19 protein-coding genes and 1 pseudogene are annotated in these 25,267 nt (G+C 45.4%); 18 read left to right on the forward strand and 2 right to left on the reverse strand.

Annotation, left to right across the window (positions count from 1 at the left end; all coding sequences use genetic code 11):
- The first annotated feature begins 113 nt into the window (after positions 1 to 113).
- The 11 genes from nusA to AB5706_RS07640 all read left to right on the forward strand — a co-directional run bounded on the left by nusA (position 114) and on the right by AB5706_RS07640 (position 12,005).
- Positions 114 to 1,322, forward strand: a complete 1,209-nt coding sequence (gene nusA / locus AB5706_RS07590) for a transcription termination factor NusA (protein ID WP_118578762.1) — start codon at positions 114 to 116, stop codon at positions 1,320 to 1,322.
- On the forward strand, positions 1,306 to 1,581 hold the full coding sequence (rnpM, locus tag AB5706_RS07595) for an RNase P modulator RnpM (RefSeq protein ID WP_173716346.1): 276 nt from the start codon (positions 1,306 to 1,308) through the stop codon (positions 1,579 to 1,581). The genes nusA and rnpM overlap by 17 nt, the downstream gene beginning before the upstream one ends.
- On the forward strand, positions 1,571 to 1,891 hold the full coding sequence (locus AB5706_RS07600) for a L7Ae/L30e/S12e/Gadd45 family ribosomal protein (RefSeq protein WP_118578684.1): 321 nt from the start codon (positions 1,571 to 1,573) through the stop codon (positions 1,889 to 1,891). The genes rnpM and AB5706_RS07600 overlap by 11 nt, the downstream gene beginning before the upstream one ends.
- A 160-nt stretch (positions 1,892 to 2,051) precedes the next feature.
- Positions 2,052 to 5,048: a translation initiation factor IF-2 gene (gene infB / locus AB5706_RS07605; RefSeq protein ID WP_368365972.1), complete on the forward strand. Its 2,997-nt coding sequence runs from the start codon at positions 2,052 to 2,054 to the stop codon at positions 5,046 to 5,048.
- Positions 5,049 to 5,139: 91 nt separating this feature from the next.
- The gene (rbfA, locus tag AB5706_RS07610; protein ID WP_226815639.1) at positions 5,140 to 5,562 is read left to right on the forward strand and encodes a 30S ribosome-binding factor RbfA; all 423 of its coding nucleotides are present in this window, start codon (positions 5,140 to 5,142) and stop codon (positions 5,560 to 5,562) included.
- A gap of 17 nt (positions 5,563 to 5,579) precedes the next feature.
- Positions 5,580 to 6,542, forward strand: coding sequence for a DHH family phosphoesterase (locus AB5706_RS07615; RefSeq protein ID WP_118578678.1), 963 nt, complete (start codon positions 5,580 to 5,582; stop codon positions 6,540 to 6,542).
- The gene (truB, locus tag AB5706_RS07620) at positions 6,542 to 7,432 is read left to right on the forward strand and encodes a tRNA pseudouridine(55) synthase TruB (protein WP_148462351.1); all 891 of its coding nucleotides are present in this window, start codon (positions 6,542 to 6,544) and stop codon (positions 7,430 to 7,432) included. Before AB5706_RS07615 ends, truB begins: the two co-directional genes overlap by 1 nt.
- Positions 7,433 to 7,504: 72 nt before the next feature.
- On the forward strand, positions 7,505 to 8,404 hold the full coding sequence (locus tag AB5706_RS07625; protein ID WP_148462350.1) for a bifunctional riboflavin kinase/FAD synthetase: 900 nt from the start codon (positions 7,505 to 7,507) through the stop codon (positions 8,402 to 8,404).
- 212 nt (positions 8,405 to 8,616) lie between these two features.
- Entirely contained in the window at positions 8,617 to 8,883 is a 267-nt protein-coding gene (gene rpsO / locus AB5706_RS07630) for a 30S ribosomal protein S15 (protein WP_148462347.1), read from the forward strand.
- A 371-nt stretch (positions 8,884 to 9,254) separates the two neighbouring features.
- Entirely contained in the window at positions 9,255 to 11,351 is a 2,097-nt protein-coding gene (locus AB5706_RS07635) for a polyribonucleotide nucleotidyltransferase (RefSeq protein ID WP_148462345.1), read from the forward strand.
- A gap of 141 nt (positions 11,352 to 11,492) precedes the next feature.
- On the forward strand, positions 11,493 to 12,005 hold the full coding sequence (locus AB5706_RS07640) for a dCTP deaminase/dUTPase family protein (RefSeq protein WP_148462341.1): 513 nt from the start codon (positions 11,493 to 11,495) through the stop codon (positions 12,003 to 12,005).
- Between the two features lie 219 nt (positions 12,006 to 12,224).
- Here the strand turns inward: AB5706_RS07640 and AB5706_RS07645 are convergent, their stop codons facing one another.
- Positions 12,225 to 12,620, reverse strand: coding sequence for a DUF1292 domain-containing protein (locus AB5706_RS07645; protein WP_173771818.1), 396 nt, complete (start codon positions 12,618 to 12,620; stop codon positions 12,225 to 12,227).
- A 343-nt stretch (positions 12,621 to 12,963) separates the two neighbouring features.
- Here AB5706_RS07645 and AB5706_RS07650 point away from each other — a divergent pair, with 343 nt between their 5' ends.
- The 6 genes from AB5706_RS07650 (at position 12,964) to AB5706_RS07675 (ending at position 20,068) form a co-directional block, all read left to right on the forward strand.
- Complete coding sequence (locus tag AB5706_RS07650; RefSeq protein ID WP_118578760.1) at positions 12,964 to 13,719, forward strand: exodeoxyribonuclease III; 756 nt, start codon at positions 12,964 to 12,966, stop codon at positions 13,717 to 13,719.
- 51 nt (positions 13,720 to 13,770) lie between these two features.
- Positions 13,771 to 15,903, forward strand: coding sequence for a Type II secretory pathway, pullulanase PulA and related glycosidase (locus tag AB5706_RS07655; protein WP_368365973.1), 2,133 nt, complete (start codon positions 13,771 to 13,773; stop codon positions 15,901 to 15,903).
- A complete protein-coding gene (locus AB5706_RS07660; protein ID WP_173771812.1) occupies positions 15,881 to 16,426 on the forward strand; it encodes a DUF5662 family protein in 546 nt (181 codons plus the stop codon). The genes AB5706_RS07655 and AB5706_RS07660 overlap by 23 nt, the downstream gene beginning before the upstream one ends.
- 154 nt (positions 16,427 to 16,580) lie before the next feature.
- The gene (gene putP / locus AB5706_RS07665; RefSeq protein WP_173718752.1) at positions 16,581 to 18,116 is read left to right on the forward strand and encodes a sodium/proline symporter PutP; all 1,536 of its coding nucleotides are present in this window, start codon (positions 16,581 to 16,583) and stop codon (positions 18,114 to 18,116) included.
- Between the two features lie 231 nt (positions 18,117 to 18,347).
- The gene (gene glf, locus AB5706_RS07670; RefSeq protein WP_148462337.1) at positions 18,348 to 19,463 is read left to right on the forward strand and encodes a UDP-galactopyranose mutase; all 1,116 of its coding nucleotides are present in this window, start codon (positions 18,348 to 18,350) and stop codon (positions 19,461 to 19,463) included.
- A gap of 11 nt (positions 19,464 to 19,474) precedes the next feature.
- Positions 19,475 to 20,068 carry a DUF6553 family protein gene (locus AB5706_RS07675; RefSeq protein WP_173718751.1) on the forward strand — a complete coding sequence of 198 codons (594 nt, stop codon included), beginning with the start codon at positions 19,475 to 19,477 and terminating at the stop codon, positions 20,066 to 20,068.
- Positions 20,069 to 20,122: 54 nt separating this feature from the next.
- Here AB5706_RS07675 and AB5706_RS07680 read toward each other — a convergent pair whose 3' ends face one another.
- Entirely contained in the window at positions 20,123 to 21,634 is a 1,512-nt protein-coding gene (locus tag AB5706_RS07680) for a hypothetical protein (protein ID WP_173771810.1), read from the reverse strand.
- Positions 21,635 to 22,160: 526 nt separating this feature from the next.
- Here AB5706_RS07680 and AB5706_RS07685 point away from each other — a divergent pair.
- Positions 22,161 to 25,267, forward strand: a pseudogene (locus tag AB5706_RS07685) (hypothetical protein); the annotation flags it as partial.

Below are 25,267 nucleotides of genomic sequence, written 5' to 3' on the forward strand. Positions count from 1 at the left end.
CCACAGGCGCGGAACAGCTGACTTTCATATAGGAAGATGCTGCCAGTAGGCGACATGTCCGATTTAAGAAATAAGCGATTATGCTGGAAAGCAAAAAGGAGGAAATAAGAAAAATGAACAAGGAGTTAATGGGTGCTCTGGACGAACTGGAACGCGAGAAAAATATCAGCAAGGAAACTTTGCTGGATGCCATTGAGCAGTCCCTGATCCAGGCATACAAGAATCATTTTGGAAAAGCTGACAATGTACATGTTACCATTAACAGAGAAACAGGCGATTTCAGTGTATATGCAGACCGCAGGGTTGTAGAATTCGTAGAAGATCCTGCTGAGGAGGTTTCTCTTGTAGAAGCACAGAAGCAGAATACCAATGCAGAGGTTGGCGATATCCTGAAGGTACCGGTTCACTCTGACAAATTTGGCCGTATTGCAACACAGAATGCAAAGAACGTAATCCTTCAGAAAATCCGTGAGGAAGAGCGTAAAGTTCTGTTTGACCAGTATCACGGCAATGAGAAAGAGGTTGTTACCGGCATTGTACAGCGTGTGGTAGGACATAATGTAAGCGTAAATCTTGGCAAGGCAGATGCAATCCTTGCTGAGAATGAGCAGGTGAAGGGTGAGACCTTCAAGCCTACTGAGAGAATCAAAGTGTATATTCTTGAGGTAAAGGATACACCGAAGGGACCTCGTATCCTTGTTTCCAGAACACATCCTGGCCTTGTAAAACGCCTCTTTGAGTCTGAGGTTGCTGAGGTGAAGGACGGAACTGTTGAGATCAAGAGCATTGCCCGTGAGGCAGGTTCCCGTACCAAGCTGGCAGTATGGAGCAACGATCCTGATGTAGATCCGGTTGGAGCATGTGTTGGTGTAAATGGTGCCCGTGTAAGTGCGATTGTAAATGAGCTTCGCGGTGAGAAGATTGATATCATCAACTGGGATGAGAATCCTGCAATCCTGATCGAGAATGCATTAAGCCCGGCGAAGGTAATCGCTGTTATGGCAGATCCGGATGAGAAGACTGCACTTGTTGTGGTTCCGGATTACCAGCTTTCCCTTGCAATCGGTAAAGAAGGACAGAATGCACGTCTTGCAGCACGTCTGACTGGATTTAAGATTGATATCAAGAGTGAAACCCAGGCAAGAGAGTCCGGCGACTTCTATGATTATGACGAGGATGACGATGAGTACTATGAGGATGACGAGTACGAAGAGTCTGAGGAGTCCGCTACAGAAGAAATTTCTCAGGATAGCGAAGAAACAGCTGCCGGTGAAGAGTCTGAAGAGACTGAGGATGCGGTAGAGAATGAAGACGAAGAATAAAATTCCCATGCGCCAGTGTACTGGCTGCAGAGAAATGAAGAATAAAAAAGAAATGATCAGGGTGTTGAAAACCGCAGAGGATGAGATCATTCTGGATGCTACAGGTAGGAAAAACGGTCGCGGAGCCTACATCTGCAAGAGCCGTGAGTGCCTGGAGAAAGCCAGAAAGAATCACGGACTGGAGCGTTCTTTGAAAGCAGCTATCCCGGATGAGGTTTATGATAGCCTTGAGAAGGAGTTTGATAGTATTGAAGAATAATAAAGCGCTGTCCCTGATCGGACTTGCAACAAAGGCCGGAAAGACAGTCAGCGGAGAGTTTTCCACTGAGAAATCCATTAAGACCGGCAAAGGATATCTGGCAATCGTAGCCGGAGATTCTTCGGATAACACCAAGAAGAAATTCCGGAACATGTGTGAATTTTACGAAGTGCCCTTGTATATCCTTTCAGATAAAGAAACGTTAGGGCATGCCATGGGCAAGGAATTCCGTGCCAGCCTGGCTGTACAGGACTGGAATTTTGCAGAAGCTATCAGGAAGGTGCTGCAGGATGAGGGGAAGGAGCTCTAGAGCATACCACTGTTGTCTGAGAAAACGACCTGAACCAAAGAGGAAAAAGCGTTCCAGGGAATGCTTTTAAATGTTCCCGGGAAATGATTTTTGATAATACGAGCTGCGGAGAACTTGTGAAAGCGTATCCTGACTCGTACTGGTGAAGGGAGAATGGCATATGGTGATAAATTCACATGAGCCTGCCAAAGACAGAAATAAGCAAAACAGAGAGAATAAAAACAGAGTGAAAAAAGTTATAGATACGGGAAAGGAGAAAGGAATAACATTGGAGACTCCTAAGACAGAAGAGCAGAAAGTGTCAGTAAAGAAAGAAGGCGACGGTGCAGAGGCACCGAAGAAGAAAAAAAATATTATCCGCGTATATCATGCACAGAATGCAAGTGACGGCGGGAAGAACAGAAAGAAACCAGCTGGAGAGAGAAAGCCACGTCCACAGGGCACACGTCCTGCAGCACAGGCACAGCCGGCAGCGAAAGCAGAGGCACCTGTAAAGGCAGCACCGAAGCCAGAAGCTCCTAAGACAGAAGCACCGAAGCCGGTAAGTGCACCGAAGCCGGTAAGTGCACCGAAGGCTGAAGCTCCTAAGACAGAAGCACCAAAGGCAGAAGCACCAAAGGCAGAAGCACCAAAGAGCGCACCGATAAGTGCACCGAAGACAGAGCCTGCAAAACCGGTTCAGGCTGCACCAAAAGCAGAAGCTCCAAGGACAGAATCCCAGAGACCAGCTGCACAGCAGAACAGAAACGACGGCCAGCAGCGTCAGGGAAATAGCCAGGGCAACCGTAATTTCCGTCAAGGCGAAGGCCGCGACAATAATCGCGGGGATAACAATCGTGGTGACAGAAATGGGAACGGAGGCAGATTCGGCCAGGGAAGACCACAGGGCGGCCAGGGCGGATTCCGCGGAAACAGAAATAATGATGGTCAGGGAAGACCTGTAAGACAGGGAGATTCCCAGAACAGAGGACCGCGCCAGGGTGATGGAAACGGACGTGGATTCCGTCAGGGCGGTGACAACAGAGACAATAGAAATGGAAACGGAAATGGCAGCAGATTTGGCCAGGGAAGACCACAGGGCGGTCAGGGACGTTTCGGAGGAAAAGACGGAGATAACCGTAGTGAAGGACGCTTTGGCGGACAGAACCACCAGGGTGGACAGCGCTCCGGCGGTGCAAGAAGAAGCGGCGGATCTGACGCAATCTTTACACCAGAGCTGACCAAGACATCCAAGGACAGCAAGCGTGAGCGTGACAGAGAGAACAAGAATAAAAAGAAAGATTTCGATAAGACATCAGGTGGCGGACACAGACCAAACCAGGGCGGCAGAAACCAGATGTCCAGAATCCCGAAAGCACTTCAGAAACCTGCTCCGCAGCAGAAACAGGAAGAGAAGAAACCGGAGATCAAGGAGATCACAATTCCGGAGAAGCTTACCATCCGCGAGCTTGCAGAAGCGATGAAGATGCAGCCATCTGCAATTGTTAAGAAGCTGTTCATGGAAGGTCAGATGGTAACGGTAAACCACGAGATCGATTTCGAGCAGGCAGAAGAGATTGCTCTTGGATTTGACATTATTGCAGAAAAAGAAGAAAAAGTAGATGTAATTGAGGAACTTTTGAAAGAGGAAGAGGAAGACGAATCCACAATGGTTTCAAGACCACCGGTAGTCTGTGTAATGGGACACGTTGACCATGGTAAAACTTCTCTTCTGGATGCAATCCGTAAGACAAACGTAACAAGAGGTGAGGCTGGTGGAATCACACAGCATATCGGTGCTTATGTAGTTGATATCAACGGACAGAAGATCACCTTCCTTGATACACCGGGACATGAGGCATTCACTGCCATGCGTATGCGTGGAGCAAACTCTACAGATATCGCTGTTCTTGTAGTTGCAGCTGACGATGGTGTTATGCCGCAGACAGTAGAAGCTATCAGCCATGCAAAGGCTGCTGGCGTTGAGATCATCGTTGCCATCAACAAGATCGATAAGCCAAGTGCAAATATTGAACGTGTAAAACAGGAGCTTTCCGAGTATGAGCTGATTCCGGAAGACTGGGGTGGAACAACACCGTTCGTTCCGGTATCTGCCAAGACTGGAGAGGGCATTGATGACCTTCTTGAAATGATCCTTTTAACAGCAGAGGTTTCTGAACTGAAAGCAAACCCGAACCGCGCAGCAAGAGGTCTTGTGATCGAGGCTCAGCTGGATAAAGGTAAAGGACCGGTTGCTACGATCCTTGTACAGAAGGGTACTCTTCACGTTGGAGATTTTATCGCAGCCGGAGCATGCAATGGTAAAGTACGTGCCATGATGGATGATAAGGGACGCCGTGTAAAACAGGCTGGTCCGTCTACTCCTGTAGAGATCCTTGGTCTTGGCGATGTTCCTAATGCCGGAGAGGTTCTCATGTCCTTTGAGAATGATAAAGAGGCTAAGAATTTTGCAGCAGCATTTGTTTCCGAGAATAAGAACCGTCTTCTTGAGGAAACTAAGGGTAAACTTTCCCTGGATAACCTGTTTGACCAGATCCAGGCAAGCGACCTTAAGGAGCTCCCGATTATTGTCAAAGCCGATGTACAGGGTTCTGTAGAGGCTGTAAAACAGAGTCTTGTAAAACTTTCCAATGAGGAAGTTGTTGTAAGAGTGATCCATGGCGGCGTTGGTGCTGTCAATGAGTCTGATGTCAGCCTTGCTGCTACATCAAATGCGATCATCATCGGATTCAACGTTCGTCCTGATACCACAGCGAAACAGCTGGCAGAGCAGGAAGGCGTAGATCTTCGTCTGTACCGTGTTATCTACCAGGCAATTGAGGACGTGGAAGCTGCCATGAAGGGTATGCTGGATCCGGTATTCGAGGAGAAGGTAATCGGCCATGCAGAGGTTCGTCAGCTGTTCAAGGCTTCCGGTGTCGGTACTATCGCAGGAAGCTATGTGCTTGACGGTACCTTCCAGAGAGGATGCAAGGTACGCATCACCAGAGGCGAGGAGCAGATCTACGAAGGTGAGCTGGCTTCCCTTAAGAGATTTAAAGATGATGTCAAAGAAGTTCGTGCAGGCTATGAGTGTGGTCTTGTATTCCAGGATTTCAATGACGTTAAAGAAGAAGATAAAGTTGAAGCATATATTATGGTTGAGGTGCCGCGCTAGAGCGTAGTAATCGCAGGTGTCAGTTGGGGGCAAGCTCATTGCCCCCAATTTTCCGTTGTCCAGAGCCTGCACTCATATAGGAGACCAAAAAATGAGAAAAAACAGCATTAAAAATACAAGGATCAATGCAGAAGTTCAGAAAGAACTGAGCAACATTATCCGCGGTGAGATCAAGGATCCCCGCATCCATCCCATGACATCTGTCATGGCTGTGGAGGTTGCACCGGATCTTAAGACCTGCAAGGCATTTATCAGTGTCCTTGGCAGCGAGGAATCCAAGCAGTCCACAATTAAAGGGCTGAAAAGTGCAGAAGGCTATATCCGCCGTCAGCTTGCGAAGAACCTGAATCTTCGCAATACGCCGGAAATCCGCTTCATTCTGGATGAGTCCATTGAATATGGCGTAAATATGTCCAGACTTATCGATGATGTGATCGAACACGACCATTCGAAGGGCACTGAGAGTGAGGACGGGGAAAACCAGGATACAGCAGAAACTGAAGACGAAGAGTAAAAATCGAGGTGAAGGGAATGGAGAGAATCGAAGAAATTCTGGATGGCGTAAAGACCATGGGAATTGGGGGACATGTTCGCCCAGATGGTGACTGTGTAGGTTCCTGCATGGCACTTTATCTGTATATAAAGAAATGGTATCCTGAAATCAAGGCAGATATCTATCTGGAGAAGCCGAAGCCGGTATTCGGACATATTGCATGCATGGATGAGGTACATTATGAAGCAGGTGAGCCCAGAGAGTATGATCTTTTTGTGACCTGTGATGTGAGCGCTCCTGACCGTCTGGCAGTAGCGGCTGATTATTTCGCTTCTGCGAAAAAGACCGTCTGCATTGACCATCATGTGAGCAATCCGGGATTTGCAGATGTGAACCACGTACATGGTGAGATCAGCTCTGCCAGCGAGGTTCTGTATAAGCTTCTTGACAAAGAAAAAATCAATCTGGATATTGCAACTGCTATTTATACCGGAATGATCCACGATACAGGTGTATTCCAGTATTCCTCCACATCTCCGGACACCATGCGCATTGCCGGCGACCTGATGGAAAAAGGTGTTGATTTTTCCAATATTATTGACGAATCCTTCTATCAGAAGAGCTACATTCAGAATCAGGTCATGGGGCGTGTTCTGGCAGAGAGCATTATGCTTCTGGATGGTAAATGTATCGTTGGCTACATGAAGCTGAGAGACATGGATTTCTATGGTGTAAAGCCGTCAGACCTGGATGGAATCGTAAGCCAGCTCCGTCTTACGAAAGGTGTGGAAGTGGCAATGTTTATTTATGAGCATGAAAGCCAGGTGTTTAAGGTATCACTCCGTTCCAACGGTTCTGTAGATGTAAGCAAGATTGCTTCCTATTTCGGAGGAGGCGGACATGTGAAAGCAGCAGGCTGTGATCTGGCCGGCTCCATGTATGACGTTATCAATAATATTTCAGAACAGATCGAAAAACAGCTTTTAGGACAGGATAAGTAATGGCAGATTTTCAGGGAATCATTGTAATTCACAAGGAAAAGGGCTTTACCTCCCATGATGTGGTAGCCAAGCTTCGGGGAATTCTCCATATGAAAAAGATAGGGCACACAGGTACTCTTGACCCGGATGCTACCGGTGTTTTGCCGGTAGCTCTTGGAAAGGGCACCAAGCTGGTGGATCTTCTTACAGATAAGGAAAAAACGTATGAGGCAGTGCTTCATCTGGGAATCGACACGGATACCCAGGATATGTCCGGAACAGTTCTGGAAGAGCGGCCAGTGAATGTGACTGAGGAGGAAGTGCGAAAAGTACTGAAAAGCTTTGTAGGGGAGCAGCTTCAGGTTCCGCCTATGTATTCTGCTCTGAAGGTAAATGGAAAGAAACTTTATGAGCTGGCAAGAGAGGGCAAAACGGTTGAGCGAAAAGCCCGGCCAGTGTGCTTCTACGAGATAGAGCCTCTGGAATTTCATCTTCCGCTGGTGAAAATAAGAGTGACCTGCAGTAAGGGAACCTATATCCGCACCTTGTGCCATGATATTGGTGAGAAGCTTGGCTGTGGCGGCTGTATGGAAGAACTGCTCCGGTCAAGGGTAGGCCGGTATTCTCTCTCTGAGAGCCATACGCTTGCCCAGGTGGAAGCTGCCGTGGCAGATGGAACCGTCCAGGATATGATCGATCCGGTAGAGGCAGTTCTGGCTGAGTACCCCGCTCTTTATGCGGATTCTTACGGGGACAGGCTTCTGGCAAATGGAAATCCGCTGTCCGACAATCTGGTGAGTCCCCAGCACAAAGAAGGCTGGGTGCGCATGTACGCCAGTGACGGAACTTTTACAGGTATTTTTCAGTGGGATGCAGGGGAGAAGAAATATTATCCGGTGAAAATGTTCTGAATAATAAAGTGACGATTTGGCAGGTGCTGAATAGTCACCAATCAGACATAAACTGGTGTGACAGGAGAGATTATGGAATACCTGAAGATAGAGGGTGAGTTTCCAAAGCTTGCCAACTGTGCAGTAACAATGGGAAAATTTGACGGGATCCACCGTGGCCACAGGAAACTGGTTGAGAAGATCAGGGAGCGGAAGACACTTGGAGAACAGGCTGTTCTTTTTGCCATTGATGCTTCCAGCAACATGATCCTTACCAGCCAGGAGCGCGCTTCCCTTCTTGAAAAGCTTGGCGTGGATGTGCTGGTAGAATGCCAGTTAAATGACAGGATCCGGCATATGAAGGCTGAGAATTTTATAAAAGAGATTCTTATGGGAGATCTTGGGGCATCCTACGTAGTAGTAGGAGAGGACAACCGGTTTGGCTTTGAGCGGAAAGGTACGCCCCGGCTTCTTATGGAATTTGGAGAAAAGTATGGCTTTGATGTGGAAATCCTTTCCAAAGAAATGGATGGACACAGGAAGATCAGCAGTACCTATATCAGAGAAGAACTGAAAAAAGGAAATATGGAGAAAGTTACTTCCCTTATGGGAAGGGATTACTTTGTGGAAGGCCAGGTGGTGCATGGCAGGGGAATGGGACATAAGGTCCTGCTTCCCACCACCAATCTCGTGCCTCCCAGGACCAAGATCCTGCCGCCAAACGGTGTGTATGTGACAAGCTCTTATTTCGGGGATAAGATATACCACGGAATTACCAACATTGGCTGTAAGCCTACGGTTGGTGAGAGCTTTATAGGGGTGGAAACCTATCTTTTTGACTGTAAGGAAGATCTCTACGGAGAGGAATGCCGGGTGGATTTCAAAAAGTTTTTGAGGCCGGAACGGAAATTTCCCTCTCTTGAGGCGCTGAAGAGCAGACTTCTGGCGGATGCAGAGGATGGCCGGAGATTTTTTGAAAAAACTGAGAAATAATATCGGGAAGAAAAACGAAAAAAACAGTTTACAGAATCTGGCGGGTATGCTATACTAGGCAAGGTGTGAGTAGGTTTACTTCCTGCGTTCACATATCAGACAGCCCATATTCAGGGGTTGGACACTCCGACCGTCTCTTAATATGCGGCGATTACGTCCCCACAGGAATACCTGCATGGGAGACCATTAAGAATAATAAGGAGGAAATCAAGATGATTTCAAAAGAAAAGAAAACAGCAATTATGAAAGAGTATGCAAGATGTGAGGGAGATACTGGTTCACCAGAGGTACAGGTAGCTGTTCTTACTGCAAGAATCCAGGAGCTTACTGAGCATTTACAGAACAACCACAAGGATCATCATTCCAGACGTGGTCTGCTGAAAATGGTAGGTCAGAGACGTGGACTGTTAGCTTACTTAAAGAAAACAGACATCGAAAGATACCGTGCACTGATTGAGAAATTAGGTTTAAGAAAATAATTAGTATGCGGAAGGGGCGGATATCCATCCGCCCTATTTTAAGATGTGAGGAAAGTTATGATTGTTCACTGACAAGCTTTCTACCGGAGCTTTTGTGGATAGTGATAAGTGTCACAATAGAGGCACTATTGTCTGTAAGGGCAACCTGACAGATAAAGATTTCCGAGACTTCTGAAAAGGACATTTGAAGAGAACATTTGAAGAGAACTGTTCCCAGCAATATCAAATGTATTTTTCAGTCGTTTCGGACTTCTGTTGTGACAGAGGCAAAGAGAGCTGCAATATACGTCGGTCAGAACTGGTTTTTACAGCTTCTGCAGAAGTGTAAGGTGGCTTCAGATCAATATTTTATATGAAAAAGGAGAGAAGACATGTACAAAAGTTATTCCATGGAATTAGCTGGAAGAACACTTACCGTAGATATCGGACGTGTTGCGAAACAGGCCAATGGCGCAGCACTTATGCATTATGGTGATACCACTGTACTTGCTACAGCAACTGCATCCAAGGAGCCAAGAGAGGGAATCGACTTTTTCCCATTAAGCGTTGAATATGAAGAGAAAATGTACGCCGTAGGAAAGATTCCGGGCGGTTTCAATAAGAGAGAAGGAAAGGCAAGCGAGCACGCAATCCTTACCTCCCGTGTTATCGACAGACCTATGCGTCCTTTGTTCCCGAAGGATTACAGAAACGACGTAACACTGGTAGACATGGTTATGTCTGTAGATCCGGAGTGCAACCCGGAGATCCCGGCTATGCTTGGTTCTTCCCTTGCTACCTGTATTTCTGATATTCCATTTGATGGCCCATGTGCAACGACACAGATCGGCCTGATCAATGGAGAGTATGTTGTGAACCCTACACTGGCTCAGAAGGATATTTCTGATCTTCAGCTGACAGTAGCTTCCACAAGAGACAAAGTTATCATGATCGAGGCCGGTGCCAACGAGGTTCCGGAGGATCAGATGATCGAGGCTATTTATAAAGCACATGAGGTAAACCAGGAGATCATCAGATTCTTCGATCAGATCATCGCTGAGTGCGGTAAAGAGAAACACAGCTATGAGTCCTGTGCAGTTCCGCAGGAGCTGTTTGACGCCATCAAGGAGATCGTTCCTCCGGAAGAAATGGAAGTTGCCGTATTCTCTGATGACAAGCAGACAAGAGAGAACAATATTGCAGAGATCACAGACAAGCTGAAAGAAGCTTTCGCAGAGAAAGAGGAGTGGCTTGCTGTTCTTGGTGAGGCTGTTTACCAGTATCAGAAGAAGACCGTTCGTAAGATGATCCTGAAAGATCACAAACGTCCGGACGGCCGTGCAATCACACAGATCCGTCCTCTGGCAGCAGAGGTTGACATCATCCCGAGAGTACATGGCTCTGCTATGTTCACCCGTGGACAGACTCAGATTTGTACGATCACTACTCTGGCACCTCTTGCAGAGGCACAGAGAATTGACGGACTTGACGAGTTTGAGACAAGCAAGAGATATATGCATCACTACAATTTCCCGTCCTATTCTGTAGGTGAGACAAAGCCATCCAGAGGACCGGGACGCCGTGAGATCGGTCATGGAGCACTTGCTGAGAGAGCACTTGTACCGGTTCTTCCAAGCGTAGAAGAATTCCCATATGCAATCCGTACTGTATCCGAGACCTTTGAGTCAAACGGATCTACCTCCCAGGCAAGTATCTGTGCATCCACCATGTCTCTTGAGGCTGCCGGTGTACCGATTAAGAAGCCGGTTGCAGGTATTTCCTGTGGTCTTGTAACAGGTGACACAGATGATGATTATATCGTTCTTACTGATATCCAGGGTCTTGAGGACTTCTTTGGCGACATGGACTTCAAGGTAGCCGGAACTCATGACGGTATCACAGCGATTCAGATGGATATTAAGATCCACGGTCTTACAAGACAGATCGTAGAAGAAGCAATCAGACGTACTAAGGAAGCAAGAGAGTACATCCTTAACGAAGTTATTGAGAAATGTATCCCTGCACCTCGTACAACTGTTGGAAAATATGCTCCGAAGATCATCCAGATCCAGATCGATCCTCAGAAGATCGGTGATGTTGTTGGACAGAGAGGTAAGACCATCAACACCATCATCGAGCGCACAGGCGTTAAGATCGATATCACAGATGAGGGTGCTGTATCTATCTGCGGCGTAGATGATAAGAACATGCAGGAAGCAAAGCGTATGGTTGAAATCATTGCTTCTGACTTCGAGCAGGGACAGATCCTCACCGGACAGGTTGTAAGCATCAAGGAGTTTGGCGCATTTGTTGAGTTCGCACCTGGCAAAGAGGGAATGGTTCACATTTCCAAGATCTGCAAGGAGAGAATCAACCGCGTAGAGGATGTTCTTACACTTGGAGATAAAGTGACTGTTGTATGCCTTGGAAAAGACAAGATGGGAAGAATGAGCTTCAGCATCAAGGATGTTCCGGCAGAGGCAAAATAAGAATAAAATGCAAGGCCACTGTGTAGGAAAAGCACAGTGACAGCTTGGGGGATGCCGGACAGATGTGCCCGGCATTCTTTATATCCGCTGCAGAGCCGGAGCTTTGGAAAATGCGTCTGCACGGGATAAACAGGAGGAAACATGAAGAGAATTGCAAAATTTCATAAAGTAAGTAAAGAGCGCTTTGTGGCAGACTGGATGGATGCTTTTGAAGGCGTGTCTGCTGACGAGGCAGAGAAGATTTATGAGGGAATCCGTCTTCCAAGACGGGCTACTGCCGGAAGCGCAGGCTATGATTTCTTTTCCCCGGCTGATTTTACCATCAAGCCAGGCGAGACCATCAAGATTCCGACCGGGATCTGTGTGGAGATGGATCAGGAATGGGTGCTGAAATGCTATCCAAGAAGCGGTCTCGGATTCAAATTCCGTCTGCAGCTGAATAATACGGTGGGGATTATTGACAGCGATTATTTTTATTCTGACAATGAAGGTCATATTTTTGCCAAGCTGACAAATGACACCAATGAGAATAAAGTGGTAGAATTGAAGGCAGATACAGGCTTTATGCAGGGAATTTTCGTTGAGTATGGGATTACCGTAGATGATGATGTGACAGATGTGAGAAATGGCGGGTTTGGAAGTACGACGAAGTAACCCGCTGCAGCACCTTCGCAGTTTTATGGGAAATACAAAAGCAGGTAAATGTGATGAATTTATCAATCACAGATACCTGCTTTTGTTGTGCTTAAGCTTTTTTCAAATTTTGCAGAAAGCCTTTTTCAAACAGGCTCCCGCAGGAAATCTCTTTAAAGACCACCGGAAAGATTACTCTGACGCTTCCGTCGGAAATCTCTTTAAAGATCACTGGAGAGATTACTCTAAAGGCGCTCCGGCAGCTTCTGCTTCCCGTGCATTCTGTAAAACAGTGTCAAATGCGATAGCAGCCTTATTGTACTCTTCGTCGCTCTCAATGTTGGAAAGCATGGGAGCACCCTCTGCAGTGCGGGTGAAGGAATACAGATAAACTTCACCGTCATGATTCTGGCCCTCTTCGTCAAGAGGAAGAAGCGCAATATACTCCTTTGCATCTACGGGGAAAATGGTAAGGATGGCGCATTCTACCTCAGTATCATCCTCCATGGTAAGAGTAATGGTGCTGTGCTGGTTTGCGTCAGTGCTGCATCCACCGCATGTGGAACAGTCGGAACCGCCGCAGGATGAGCTGCTTCCACAGCTGCTGCAGGAGTTTGTCATATCTGAATCACTCATTAAAAATACCTCACTTTATAAAAAATTTGTATTTATATGTTACCTGTGAAAAAACATGTTCATGCTGTAAAACAAGGTAACACCGGGACTTCTTTAGCTTCATTTTCACTGGTAACGGTATGCCCGGACAATATTTAGATTGTACCAGAAAAATAGGGTTTTGTGAATAGGGAAATCTGTGTTATAATGAAGAAAGTGTTAGAATATATTGAATATTCACAGGCAATATCCTATGAGAGGTTTTTTGTGAATGAAGTTCACTGGAAACTTTGAAAAAATGGGCAAAATCATGTACAGAAGGATTTTTGTGCATCATATAAATTTTTACAGATTGGAGAACAACATGAAGCTTGTATCATGGAACGTAAATGGAATCCGTGCCTGTATCACCAAGGGCTTTGAAGAAAGCTTTGCGAAGCTGGACGCAGACATTTTCTGTCTTCAGGAGACCAAATGTCAGGAGAACCAGGTGAAGCTGGAGCTTCCAGGTTATTATCAATATTGGAATTACGCGAACCGCAAGGGATATTCCGGAACAGCTGTTTTTACAAAAAAAGAACCGTTGTCCGTGACCTACGGACTTGGAATAGAGGAACACGATAAAGAAGGACGTGTGATCACTGCAGAGATGGATGATTTTTATCTGGTTACTGTATATACGCCCAATTCCCAGTCAGAGCTTCGAAGACTGGAATACCGCATGGAATGGGAAAGAGATTTCCTGGCTTATCTTCTGAAGCTTCAGGAGAAAAAGCCTGTGATCTGCTGTGGAGACATGAATGTGGCACATCAGGAAATTGACCTAAAGAATCCTAAGACCAACCGGATGAACGCAGGCTTCACAGATGAAGAGAGAGCCTGCTTTACCAGAACTCTGGAAGCTGGATTTATTGATACATTTCGTTACTTTTATCCGGAGCTTGAGGGCGCCTACTCCTGGTGGTCTTACCGATTTAAGGCAAGAGAGAAGAATGCCGGATGGAGAATTGACTATTTCATCACCTCTCCGTCCTTGAAAGAGAATCTGGAGGATGCGAAGATTCACAGCGAGATAATGGGGTCCGACCATTGTCCTGTAGAGCTGGATCTGAAATTTTAGACCATAGGGAGTCCTGTATGGCAGGATCTGGGGATAAACAGATATCATCGGATGATTCTATTTCATGAGAAAGATTGCATTGTGCAGATTCCCTTTGGGAAACGTGCTCTGTGTACAAAAATGGCTACAGACGAGACAGCAGACAAAGACAGGAGGGCTTATAAAGTGCCAATACCGGGAAATAAGAGCGTGGTTGTGACATACGGTTATCCTCTTTTACTTGGGGTAACTCAGATGGCAGATGGATATAATTTTGCAGTGGAAGCGGAAGAGGATTCTGAGGTTTACCTGCTCCTTTACAGGAAGAGGGGAAGAGAGCCCTTTTATGAGCTTCTTCTGGATGAAAAATATCGTACAGGACGGATTTTTTCTGTCTTTATGAAAAAATTAAATGTAACCAATTTGGAGTACAATTTTAAGATAAACGGGGAAATCTATCTGGATCCCTGTGCCAGCAGAATCAGCGGAAGAGAGCATTTTGGGGCAGCGTGGGAGGAGGATCCACACAAGGTGCGATGCGGCTTCTGGTCCGGAAATGGTTATGACTGGGGGGATGAGAAAGCACCGGAAACAGACTTTGAAGATATGATCCTCTATAAAGTACATGTCCGGGGATACACCAGGCAGGCCAAGCTGCCGACAGGTCTCCGGGGAACTTTTTCCGGTCTGGTACAGATGATCCCATACTGGCAGGAGCTTGGCATTAATACGGTAGAGCTTATGCCGGCCTATGAATTTATGGAGGTGGTTCCGCCAAAGAAGCCAGACGGTCTGGTTTCCCAGAAGGGGAAAAAAGACGAGGTAAATTACTGGGGATATGGAAATGGTCTTTATTTCGCGCCAAAGAGTGCTTATTGCGCTACCCGGGATCCCCACAGGGAATTTTGTGACATGATCAGGGCTTTTCACAAAGCAGGGATTGGCTGTATCATGGAAATGTATTTTCCGGCAGAAGTTAATCCTTTAATGGCACTTCGTGCAGTGCAGTTCTGGAAACAGAATTATCATGTGGACGGCTTTCATATTCTGGGAGAAGGGGCACCTCTTGACCTGATCATGAAGGACGGCCTGCTTGCAGGGACGAAGATCATGGCAGAAGGAATGGATACGGCTGCTCTTTATAAGAACCGCAGACCAGGAAAGCGCTGCTTTGCGGAATATAATCTGGGATTTTTGCAGGATATGCGCAGATTCCTGAAAAGCGATGAGGATATGGTTCCGGCTGTGCAGTATCGCATCCGTCATAACCCGGATGACCATGGAGTGATCAATTATATCACCTGCCAGGACGGTTTTACTTTAAATGACCTTGTTTCCTACAATTATAAGCACAATGAGGCAAATGGGGAAGGCAATAATGACGGCTGCAGCTATAATTATTCCTGGAATTGCGGCATTGAGGGACCAAGCCGGAAGCAGTGGATCCGTCAGATGAGGGAGCGCCAGATGCGTGCTGCTTTTGCCATGCTGCTGTTTTCCCAGGGAGTACCCATGATCTATGGCGGTGATGAGATCGGCAATTCCCAGGAGGGAAATAACAATGCTTACTGTCAGGACAATTCCATTGGCTGGATTGACTGGCGGGGACTGCGGAGAAATGCCAGTATGCTCGCCTTTGTAAAAAAGGCAGTTGCACTTCGGAAGGCTCATCCTGTCCTTCATATGAGTGAGAGCATGAAAGAAGCAGATTACCTTGGCAAGGGATTCCCGGATATGTCTTTTCATGGGGAACGTGCATGGTTCTGCAACATGGAAAATACCAGCCGCATGATCGGCATGATGCTGTGCGGGGCATACGCAAAGCTGCCGGACGGAAGCGAGGATGATTTCCTTTATACAGGCTATAATTTTCACTGGGAAACCAGGAATATTGCGCTTCCCAATCTTCCAGAGGGGATGGAGTGGAAGAAAGTGATGGATACCGGAGATCTGACCTGTGACGGATTTTATGGGGAAAATGGCCAGGTTTATGAAAGAGCCGTGGAGGTGGGACCGCGTACAGTGGTTGTACTTCAGGGTGTGAAGAAACCGGAGCCTGAAAGAAAACATACTGGCAAAGGAAAAAAGAATGAAAAACTGCCAGTCGCAAAAGCGAAGAAAACTGCAGCTACAGACAATACTGTGACAGAAGCTGAGAATAAGGAAAGGAGGTCCGGTGACAATGCATCCATGGCTTCACTTTAAAACGATCACAAAGCATAAGCTGATGGTCATGCACTATTGCTTCCGAATCGGACTTTACAAGCAGGGGCTTCTCCATGACCTTTCCAAATATACTCCATCGGAATTTCTGGTGGGCTGCAAATATTATCAGGGGAACAGAAGTCCAAATAACGCAGAACGTGAGGATACTGGCGTGTCTACCGCCTGGCTTCATCATAAAGGGCGCAATAAGCATCATTATGAGCATTGGGTGGATTATTCCATAAATGATCCGGAGCATGTGATCATGGGGGCGAAAATGCCTCGTAGATATGTGGCAGAGATGGTGATGGACAGGATCAGTGCTTCCAGGACGTATCTTGGGGCCGCATACGACAATCATAAGCCGCTGGAATATTTTCTGAAAAGCAAGCCGAAGCTGTGGTTTGTACATCCCCAGACAAAAAAAGAGCTAGAGGGGCTGCTTCGGATCCTCAATGACAAGGGGGAAGAAAAGGCTTTGTGGTATATTAAACATGTTTATCTGAAAGGGAAAGAGAAGTAGTTTCATATTCTGTGTTTATAAAACGCATACTTTCAAAAAAATATATAATATCACTTGCACTTTCATACTCTTCTGTGGTAAAGTATGAAATATGTTATTTTGCTGTCCGGATGATTTGGGGACGGCAGATTTTATAACAGAGGAGGAGAAAAAATTGAGTGGTACAACAGTGATAATTCTGATTGCTTTTGTGTTTTACCTTGCCATGATGATCGTCATCGGCGCGGTTTACATGAAAAAGACCTCCAGCTCAGAGGATTACTTCCTTGGAGGACGAGGACTGAACGGATGGGTGGCAGCCCTTTCTGCACAGGCTTCTGATATGAGCGGATGGCTTCTGATGGGTCTTCCCGGAGCCATTTATTCTTTTGGATCCGGACAGATCTGGATCGCGGTAGGACTTTTTATCGGAACTGTTCTCAACTGGGTTTGTATTTCCGGAAGACTTCGTAAATACACCATCGCAGCAAACAATTCCATGACCATCCCGGCATTTTTCGAGAACCGCTACCGTGATAAGAAAAAGATCCTGCTTCTGATCTCATCAGTGGTAATCGTAATCTTTTTCCTGGTGTATACAGCTTCTGCGCTGGCAGCAGGCGGTAAGCTGTTCAATACCGTATTTGGACTTGATTATCATATAGCACTTGCCATTGGAGCTGCGGTTATTCTTTGCTATACCTTCATGGGCGGCTTTATGGCGGTCTGTGTAACAGACTTTGTACAGGGAACCCTGATGCTTATCGGACTTCTTGTAGTTCCGCTGGTGGCATATTTCCTGCTTCCAGGCAATCTTACAGACCTGATCTCCCAGAGCGGCGTGACCGGCGGTGCAGGTGCTTATCTGAACCCGTTTATGAATGGAGACAGACCATATACCTTTATAGAGATCTTTTCCCAGCTGGCATGGGGCTTTGGATACTGTGGAATGCCCCACGTACTGGTAAGATTTATGGCAGTTAAGAACGAGAAGGAACTGAAAAAATCCTGGGCGATTGCCATTGTATGGGATCTTCTTTCCCTGACAGCTGCATTTGCAATCGCTGTGATCGGAAGAGCTTATCTGCTTCCTGTTATTCTTGGGGAGAACGGAGCTGCTTCTTCTGAGAGCGTATTTATTGAGATGATCCGCAAGGTGTTTACCTCAGAGCTTGCGCTTCCCTTTATCGGTGGACTGTTCCTCTGCGGAATCCTTGCAGCGATCATGTCCACAGCGGATTCCCAGCTTCTGGTAACGGCTTCTGCAGTGTCTGAGGATCTGTATCACAGCTTTATCAAGAAGGATGCTGATACAGAGGAAATTCTGAAAGTAAGCCGCATCACGGTTATTGTGATTGCAGTGATCGCATTTGTCATTGCATGGAATCCGGACAGCAGTATTATGGGACTGGTTTCCAATGCATGGGCAGGACTTGGTTCCGCATTTGGACCGATCGTGGTAATGTCCCTGTTCTGGAGAAGAACCAATCTTCCAGGTGCCATTGCAGGTATGGTGACTGGCGGACTTACCGTTATTATCTGGGACTATATTCCGTTAGTCGGAGGACAGACACTGGGAACCTATACAGGACTTTATTCCCTGGCAGTTGGTTTCCTGCTCAGTCTGGTGATGATCGTGATCGTCAGCCTTGTGACTAAGGCTCCGTCCAAAGAAATCACAGATGAGTTTGACAGAGTTGCTGCGAAATAATGCAGTTGCATGATCGTTGTGCATCGTGATGCGTGTTATAGGTTGCGATGCGACCATTAAGAAAGTTTTATAAAAAAGGTAGTCCTTATATGGAAAGGGCTACCTTTTTTTCTGAAAATTTGTTATAATAATAACATCTTTATCCGGGAATGAAAGACATTGTATATCAGTGTCTGGCAGAAAACGGACGTAATAAATCTGCATTCCCATAACAGAAAGGGGCAACACAAGATGAAAAAATATGATTATTTAATTGTAGGAGCCGGACTTTTTGGAGCTGTATTTGCTCACGAAGCTACTAAGAAGGGCAAGACCTGCCTGGTGATCGACAAGCGTGATCATATCGGCGGTAATATTTACACAGAGGAAGTAGAAGGCATCCAGGTCCACAAGTATGGCGCACATATTTTCCATACTTCTAAGAAGGAAATCTGGGACTATGTGAATCAGTTTACAGAGTTTAACCACTTTGTAAATTCACCTATTGCTGTGTATAAGGATGAATTGTATAATCTTCCGTTTAATATGAATACATTCCACCAGCTCTGGGGAGTTCGGACTCCGGCAGAGGCGAAGGCGAAGATTCAGGAGCAGATCAGCCGCATGCACATCACACACCCGAAGAACCTGGAAGAGCAGGCACTGGCGCTGGTGGGACAGGATGTGTATGAGAAGCTGGTAGAGGGCTATACCCGCAAGCAGTGGGGAAGAGAGTGTAAGGACCTTCCGTCCTTTATTATCAAGAGACTTCCTCTTCGTTATACCTATGATAATAACTATTTTAAGGATCCCTATCAGGGTATTCCGAAGGGCGGCTATACCCGTATTATCAAGAAGCTTCTGGAGGGTGTCCAGGTTTGCCTGAAGACGGATTTCTTTGCAAATAGAGAAGAGCTCACTGCACAGGCAGATAAGATCCTTTTTACCGGTATGATCGATGAATTTTATGATTACTGCTATGGTGAGCTGGAGTACCGTTCCCTGCGTTTTGAGACAGAAGTGCTTGATATGGGGAACTATCAGGGAAATGCGGTTGTGAACTATACCGATTATGAGGTGCCCTATACCCGTATTATTGAGCATAAGCACTTCGAGTTTGGGACACAGCCGAAGACAGTTATCACAAGAGAATATCCGGCAGCATGGGAGAAGGGAAAAGAGCCATATTATCCCATTAATGATCCGAAGAATGACGAGCTCTTTGACAAGTATGAGCGTCGTGCATTAGAAGAGAAGAATGTACTCTTCGGCGGACGACTGGGCATGTACCGCTATATGGATATGGATAAAGTAATCGAGGAAGCTCTTAATATGGCTGAGACCGAGCTGACCTACGAAGAAGTATAAAGGAGAATATTATGGATACCCCGACTATTACACAATACTACAGAGAATCGGACCCGGCCAGACGTCTGGCACTTTTGAATATGTCAATTGAGGCAGGAGAGGAGCCGGAGCTGAATCAGATCCGCAAGGAGCTTTGGGACATCCGTTATCAGGATCCGTCTGAGCTTGGCGGTGATACCCGGGCTGACGGTTTGATCGCACTGTGGATGCTGATGGAGTTTAATAAAGACAGCGGCAAGCGCTTTATGGGAGTCCGTGGCGGACGTAAGGAGATCATGAAACAGCTGAATAAAATGAAATTCCAGGAAATCTGCGCCAAGGGAAAGGATTATGAAGAGCTTCTTTACAGGGAGTGCTGCCATATGGTGAAGACGTATATGGAGCTTAGTGAGTCTGATAAGGCTTATAACAGCACGCTGTTTGGAATTATGAAAATGAGCAGTGAGCGTGCCAAGGACAAGCTGAAAGCGGATATTTATGATACTGCCGTGGTGCTTCCGCAGACATTGAAGATGGAAGAAGAGCTTGGAATCGTCACCCGCGCCGCCCGGGAAATGTACGAACTGCATTTTCCAGGAGAGGGAAGCCTGGGAGCAGACAGATAACATGCCAGGCGAAAAAGCCTGACATGTATAAAAAGATATAAAAATATAAAGTCCTTAGTACCGCAGCAGTCTCCGAATCTGGAGCTGGCTGCGGTATTTATTATGCAGCTCCAGCTTCAGCGCCTTCTCACATGCATCCAGAATCACATCATAATAGGTAAACTGATAAATATTACCTGCAATCTGCACACAATTATACCGCTGCAAAGAAGTCCCGATTTGTTCCATGGAAAACTGGAAATCAAGCTTCGCCTGCAGCATACGCATTAAAGTAAAGGACACAAACCCAATCACAAAATGGGCATTGATCTTATCCGGTGTCCAGATGAAGGTAGCAGAGGAGTCATACTGGCTTTTGGAATCAAGGAAAATTTTCTCCATATGACGAAGTCCGCTGAAAAGACGATAAGGGGCAAGATTATCCACCTCCAGATTATCAGTAGCAATGGCAGTATATCCGTCCAGCTTCAATCCGGTACGCCTTCCGGAAGACTCCCTGGCAAGGCGCTGCTGTCTGGCCTGAAGCTCATGGTAGTATACAAATTGTTTTTCCCTATCCTCAAAAATCCGCTCTTTATAAAGAAGAGGGATAGTCTGATGCTTTTCATTCAGAATTTTCATTTCCTGATAACCATCCTTCAGTACCCAATCCTTAAATTCTGCATTCGCAGTATGTACAGGCAGACCATAAATATATCCGTCTGCCGGAACTCCATTGCAAATAAAAGGCTCCTCCTCCGGACGTGCAGGTGCAGTATTATAAAAACGGGTTCTGGGATTCTCTCTCTTTAATTGCTTTACGGCATTAAAAACAGACTGGTTCAACACAGTACCACTGGTAGACAGGTCATATGCAATGGGAATTCCATTTCTGTCCGTGAGAAGATCCAGGTGAAGGGTGGAATCTGTACGTTTGGCATTGGGCTGCGTGTCAGAGGGCATGCTTCCCGGAATGGAAAAATTATAGCTGGTGTGATCCAAAAAAGCAGAAGTAGTATCTCTGGAAAGGATGCTGCCGGAATGCTCATAAATCCACTTCTGCAGATCTTTTTGCAGTTTCACAATAACATGAAAGGCAGAATCCAGGTCTTTGTCTGAGATGCTTCCGGATTCTTCGAAGTAGATTCCTTTTTCAATAGCTTCATTCCAGGTGCAATTTGGGTAAAGCGCACGGGAAATGACCATATATCGGAAAAGCTCTTCTATATTATAGGGGAGAGATAGATTCCAGGTCCTGGTACGCCAGAAAATGTCCAGCTGAAGCTCCTTATAAAGGTATTTCAGAATGCCGTAGCCTACATTTTTCAGAGAGTGTTCTCCCGGTGAGAGAGCAGTAGTAAGGTCAACATATACCACAGAGTTCTTTTTAGCTTCTCGTTCCTGGTTCATATCAGCGACAACCTTCTCGAAATGGCTGATGGGATCCGGGTAATCCTTCTTTAAATCTTCCAGATATCCCAACCCCATAATGGTCTTCTGACGAGTGGCTTTCTTCTCTTTATCATAGTAGGATTCGGTGATGGCAAGGTAAGTTCCCTTTGCCTTAGGGGTCTTTTTGAGAAACATAGGGAGTCCTCCTGTATGCTTTATCATTTGAAAATGAAGATGGTGCGTATTTCTTGTTTGCCAATTGTATAAGTGCATTGGTTTTCTGGCATTTATTATACCACACGAAAGAGTGTACATCAAGATACACCATGAAAAAATACGAAAATTGGAGCGAATATAGTTTAGAAAACAGGGCGTGAAATTGTGCAATATGCTGAAATTCAAACAGAGAAAATGGAGTAAACATGTAGCTTTTTTGTCCTGTGAAAGCAGAGAAAATAAGAAATTGTGTGTTTTTTTCAATGAAAAGTCGAAAATGGAGACAGTACACTAAAATACACACTATAAAAATACGAAAATGAAGACCGATTCATGCCAGGTTCCTTAGTGAAACAGCAGAAAACAGGGATTTTTCAGGTGATCATAAATTATTGCTCCTTCAAAATCAGTGTGATATGATGATAAAAATGGGTTTTGGGCTACTTCTGCCTGCGAAACCACACCGAAAAAAAGGAAAACCCGATCTTAAAAAGGAGGTTGTAACATGAAAAAGAATTCAAGGCTGAAATCGTTTTTTGCCATACTTCTGGCGGTATCTATGATATTCCAGCAGTCCAGTCTGACTGTTCTGGCAACAGACGATACCTACGTTGAGGACGCGACGGCAACACCGACTCCGTCTGAAAGCGAAGCAGAAGCATACGCAACAGAGGAGGGAGCGGAACCGGTTGCTGAGAAACAGGAAGAATCTCAGCAAGTGCAGGAAACTCCTGCTGCGGAACAAGCTCAGGAGCCAACGGAAGCACCTGCTGAGCAGCCAACAGAAGCGCCAGCAGAGCAGCCGACGGAAGCACCTGCCGAGCAGCCGACAGAAGCGCCAGCAGAGCAGCCAACAGAGGCGCCTGCAGCAGCTCCGACAGAAACACCTGCAACAGAGCCCACAGCGGCACCTGCAGCAGAAGTGACGGAAGCTCCTGCAGCACCGGAAGCTACAGCAACACCAGCTGCCGAGGCAACTGCAACTCCGACACCAGAAGTCAGCGCGTCCCCAAGTGAGACACCGACTCCGACAGAAGCACCGAAGACTTCTTTCAGATATGAAGACAGTCGTGTAGTGATTACAGCAACAGCTCCGGAAGATGCAAACCTTCCACAGGATGCAGAAATCAAAGCGGACTACATCGCACCTGGCACCGACCGCTACAATGCAGCAGTAGCAGCATTCAACAGCCAGCTGAGCAGCCAGTTGGGACTGGACGCTGAGAATACGGAAGCTGAGTACGTACTTTACGATGTATATTTCCTGACCGCCGATGGAAGCAGAATTGAACCTGAAAACGGAAATGTAAAAGTAGATATGAGCTTCAAACAGATTCAGGAAAGCACCGTTGATGGCGACGTCGTAAATAAAGATGTTGTCCACTTGGACAATGATGGACAGGCCGAAGTTGTAACCGAATACGTAAACACAAACGCAGACGGCGAGATCACCTCTATGGGTTTTACGCAGGATAGTTTTTCAATTGTGGGTGGCGTGACGACTACAATTACGCGCGCTTCAAATCCAAATGTAATTACTAGTGTTGCTTTGTCTTTTAAGGAAAATGGGGAAAGTGGTAGTGCATCTATTGACAGTATAAAATCTGGTAAAGAAGGATACTTGTTTGCATCCATTGGAATGGCTAATAACAATGATCATATTGTTACTTCTGACGTAGAAATTAATCTTGGAAAGACGAATGCAAAATTTCCAGATTTTGTAAATAACATATATGTTGCAAATGGTATAACATACACTTTGAGCACTGATGCGGATGGCAATCAAAAAATCAAAGTTGAAGGATTGACTGAAAATGGATCTACTCAGTTGATAAAAATGAGAGTGAAATTTCCAGAAGGCGTAAGCAGTAGTAAAGATGATATTAATGCTAGTTTTACAGTAGATGGAGAAAACAAAGCGAATGCCTCATTGAAATGTGAAGCAGAGCCGAAATGGCATCATAAAAAAACAGCAGATAATGTATCTATTGGAACTACTGGCACTACAACAAGTTTTGTAATGAAAGATGATCTCAAGTTTACTCTGCATGAATATCACGATGAGATTAAAGAGGGAAATCTTTGGCTGAAAGGTTTTAGCATTACAGATACAATGCGTTTTCCTGAAGGAATGTATATTGATGCGGCTGATGCAGATGCCGCTATTTCCTTTGAGAATATGGATGGATACATGAAAAATTCAATCTATGATGAAAATGATTCGAATAAGGTTGTGGGATATACTATTACATATACAAAAAGTTCTAGTTCTGAGGATCCAAAAAAACAGCTTGATGACTGGACTGGAAAAGTAATAGTAAGCAAAGATAAAATTAAGTTTGCAGAAAATTATGTAGATGGAGAAGTGAACAACGAGTTAGAAACAACAGTTTCACCTATTGATAATTCTGCAGATATTAAGCTTGCTGATAAAGCGGAAGCAACTGTTCTCGTTAAGAAACCTGGTGAGATTGATTTTCGGGATGACTATGGCAATAATAAATCAATTTTGCATGTTGAAACAGCTAAGACAGGGCACTGGAATGATTATAATCAAAATAATAGCTATGTACTTTATGGCGATTATATTTTATATCAGGTAAAAGCAACAAATAACGGAGACGTTGATACAGATATCGTTATTGAAGATGATCTTACTAAGGTTAGTCCTGCCAGAAGTCTTGCGTTTATTACTGAAGATGAGCTTAATACATTGTCGACTAATGGTCAGTGGAATGTAGGTGGAAATGCATTTACTCCATCTAAGAGAATTTGGACAAAAGCAGATTCCCCAATAAAAGCAACAGCAGAAATAGCTGGAGATAAGGCAACCTGGAAATTTGAAAGTGTACCATCTGGAAAAGAAGTTTTGGGCTATGTACTCATGAAAGTTGTTCAAAACGAAACCCAGGAAATTACAAACCAGATTACAATCAATAATGATAAAGCAACTAAAACCAATACCGTAAAGCAGAAAAAAGATGAAGAAAAAATGGAAGTAACCAAAACTGCTTCCGCCGAACCAATTGTAGATGGAAAAGAAGAGTATACCATCACAATTAAAAATACAGGAACTGCAGCGGCTAGTGGCTGGAAGTTCTCAGATGTGCTTCCTGCTGGAATGGAACTGGACGGTACGGTTGCAAAGGTAACTATTGAGGGTGGCAGCTTTACTAGCGAGGTCACTTATGATTCAGTTACTGGTGAAATTGCAGGCACTTTGGCGGATATACAACCTGGCGGAAGTGTTACCATCAAAGTTCCAGTTAAGCTGAAAAGTAATTCAACAGAAGAGAGTTTCAAAAATGTTGCACAGGTGATTAAAGGGGAGCATGTTGTAAAGGGTGAAGTAACCGTACATAAGAATTCCCGCAATTTTGATATTACCAAAACAGCTGACAGAACTTTGGCTGATTCCGAAGATCTTGTAAAATATACAATTACAGTAAAAAATACTGGAATTAGTTCATCTGTATTAACAGAAAATGAGCCATTGGCATTTTGGGATATTCCAAATGGAATTACCATTGAAGAAAATAAACAGAGTGATAAATTCGTGGAAAATAAACCTAACGATGTCACTATTGAAAGAGTTTATGAAAAAGACGAAAA

Source organism: Ruminococcus sp. RTP21484sp1_RTP21277st1_D2_RTP21277_210401, from assembly GCF_040924225.1.
GTDB classification, from domain to species: Bacteria; Bacillota; Clostridia; order Lachnospirales; family Lachnospiraceae; genus Blautia_A; species Blautia_A faecis.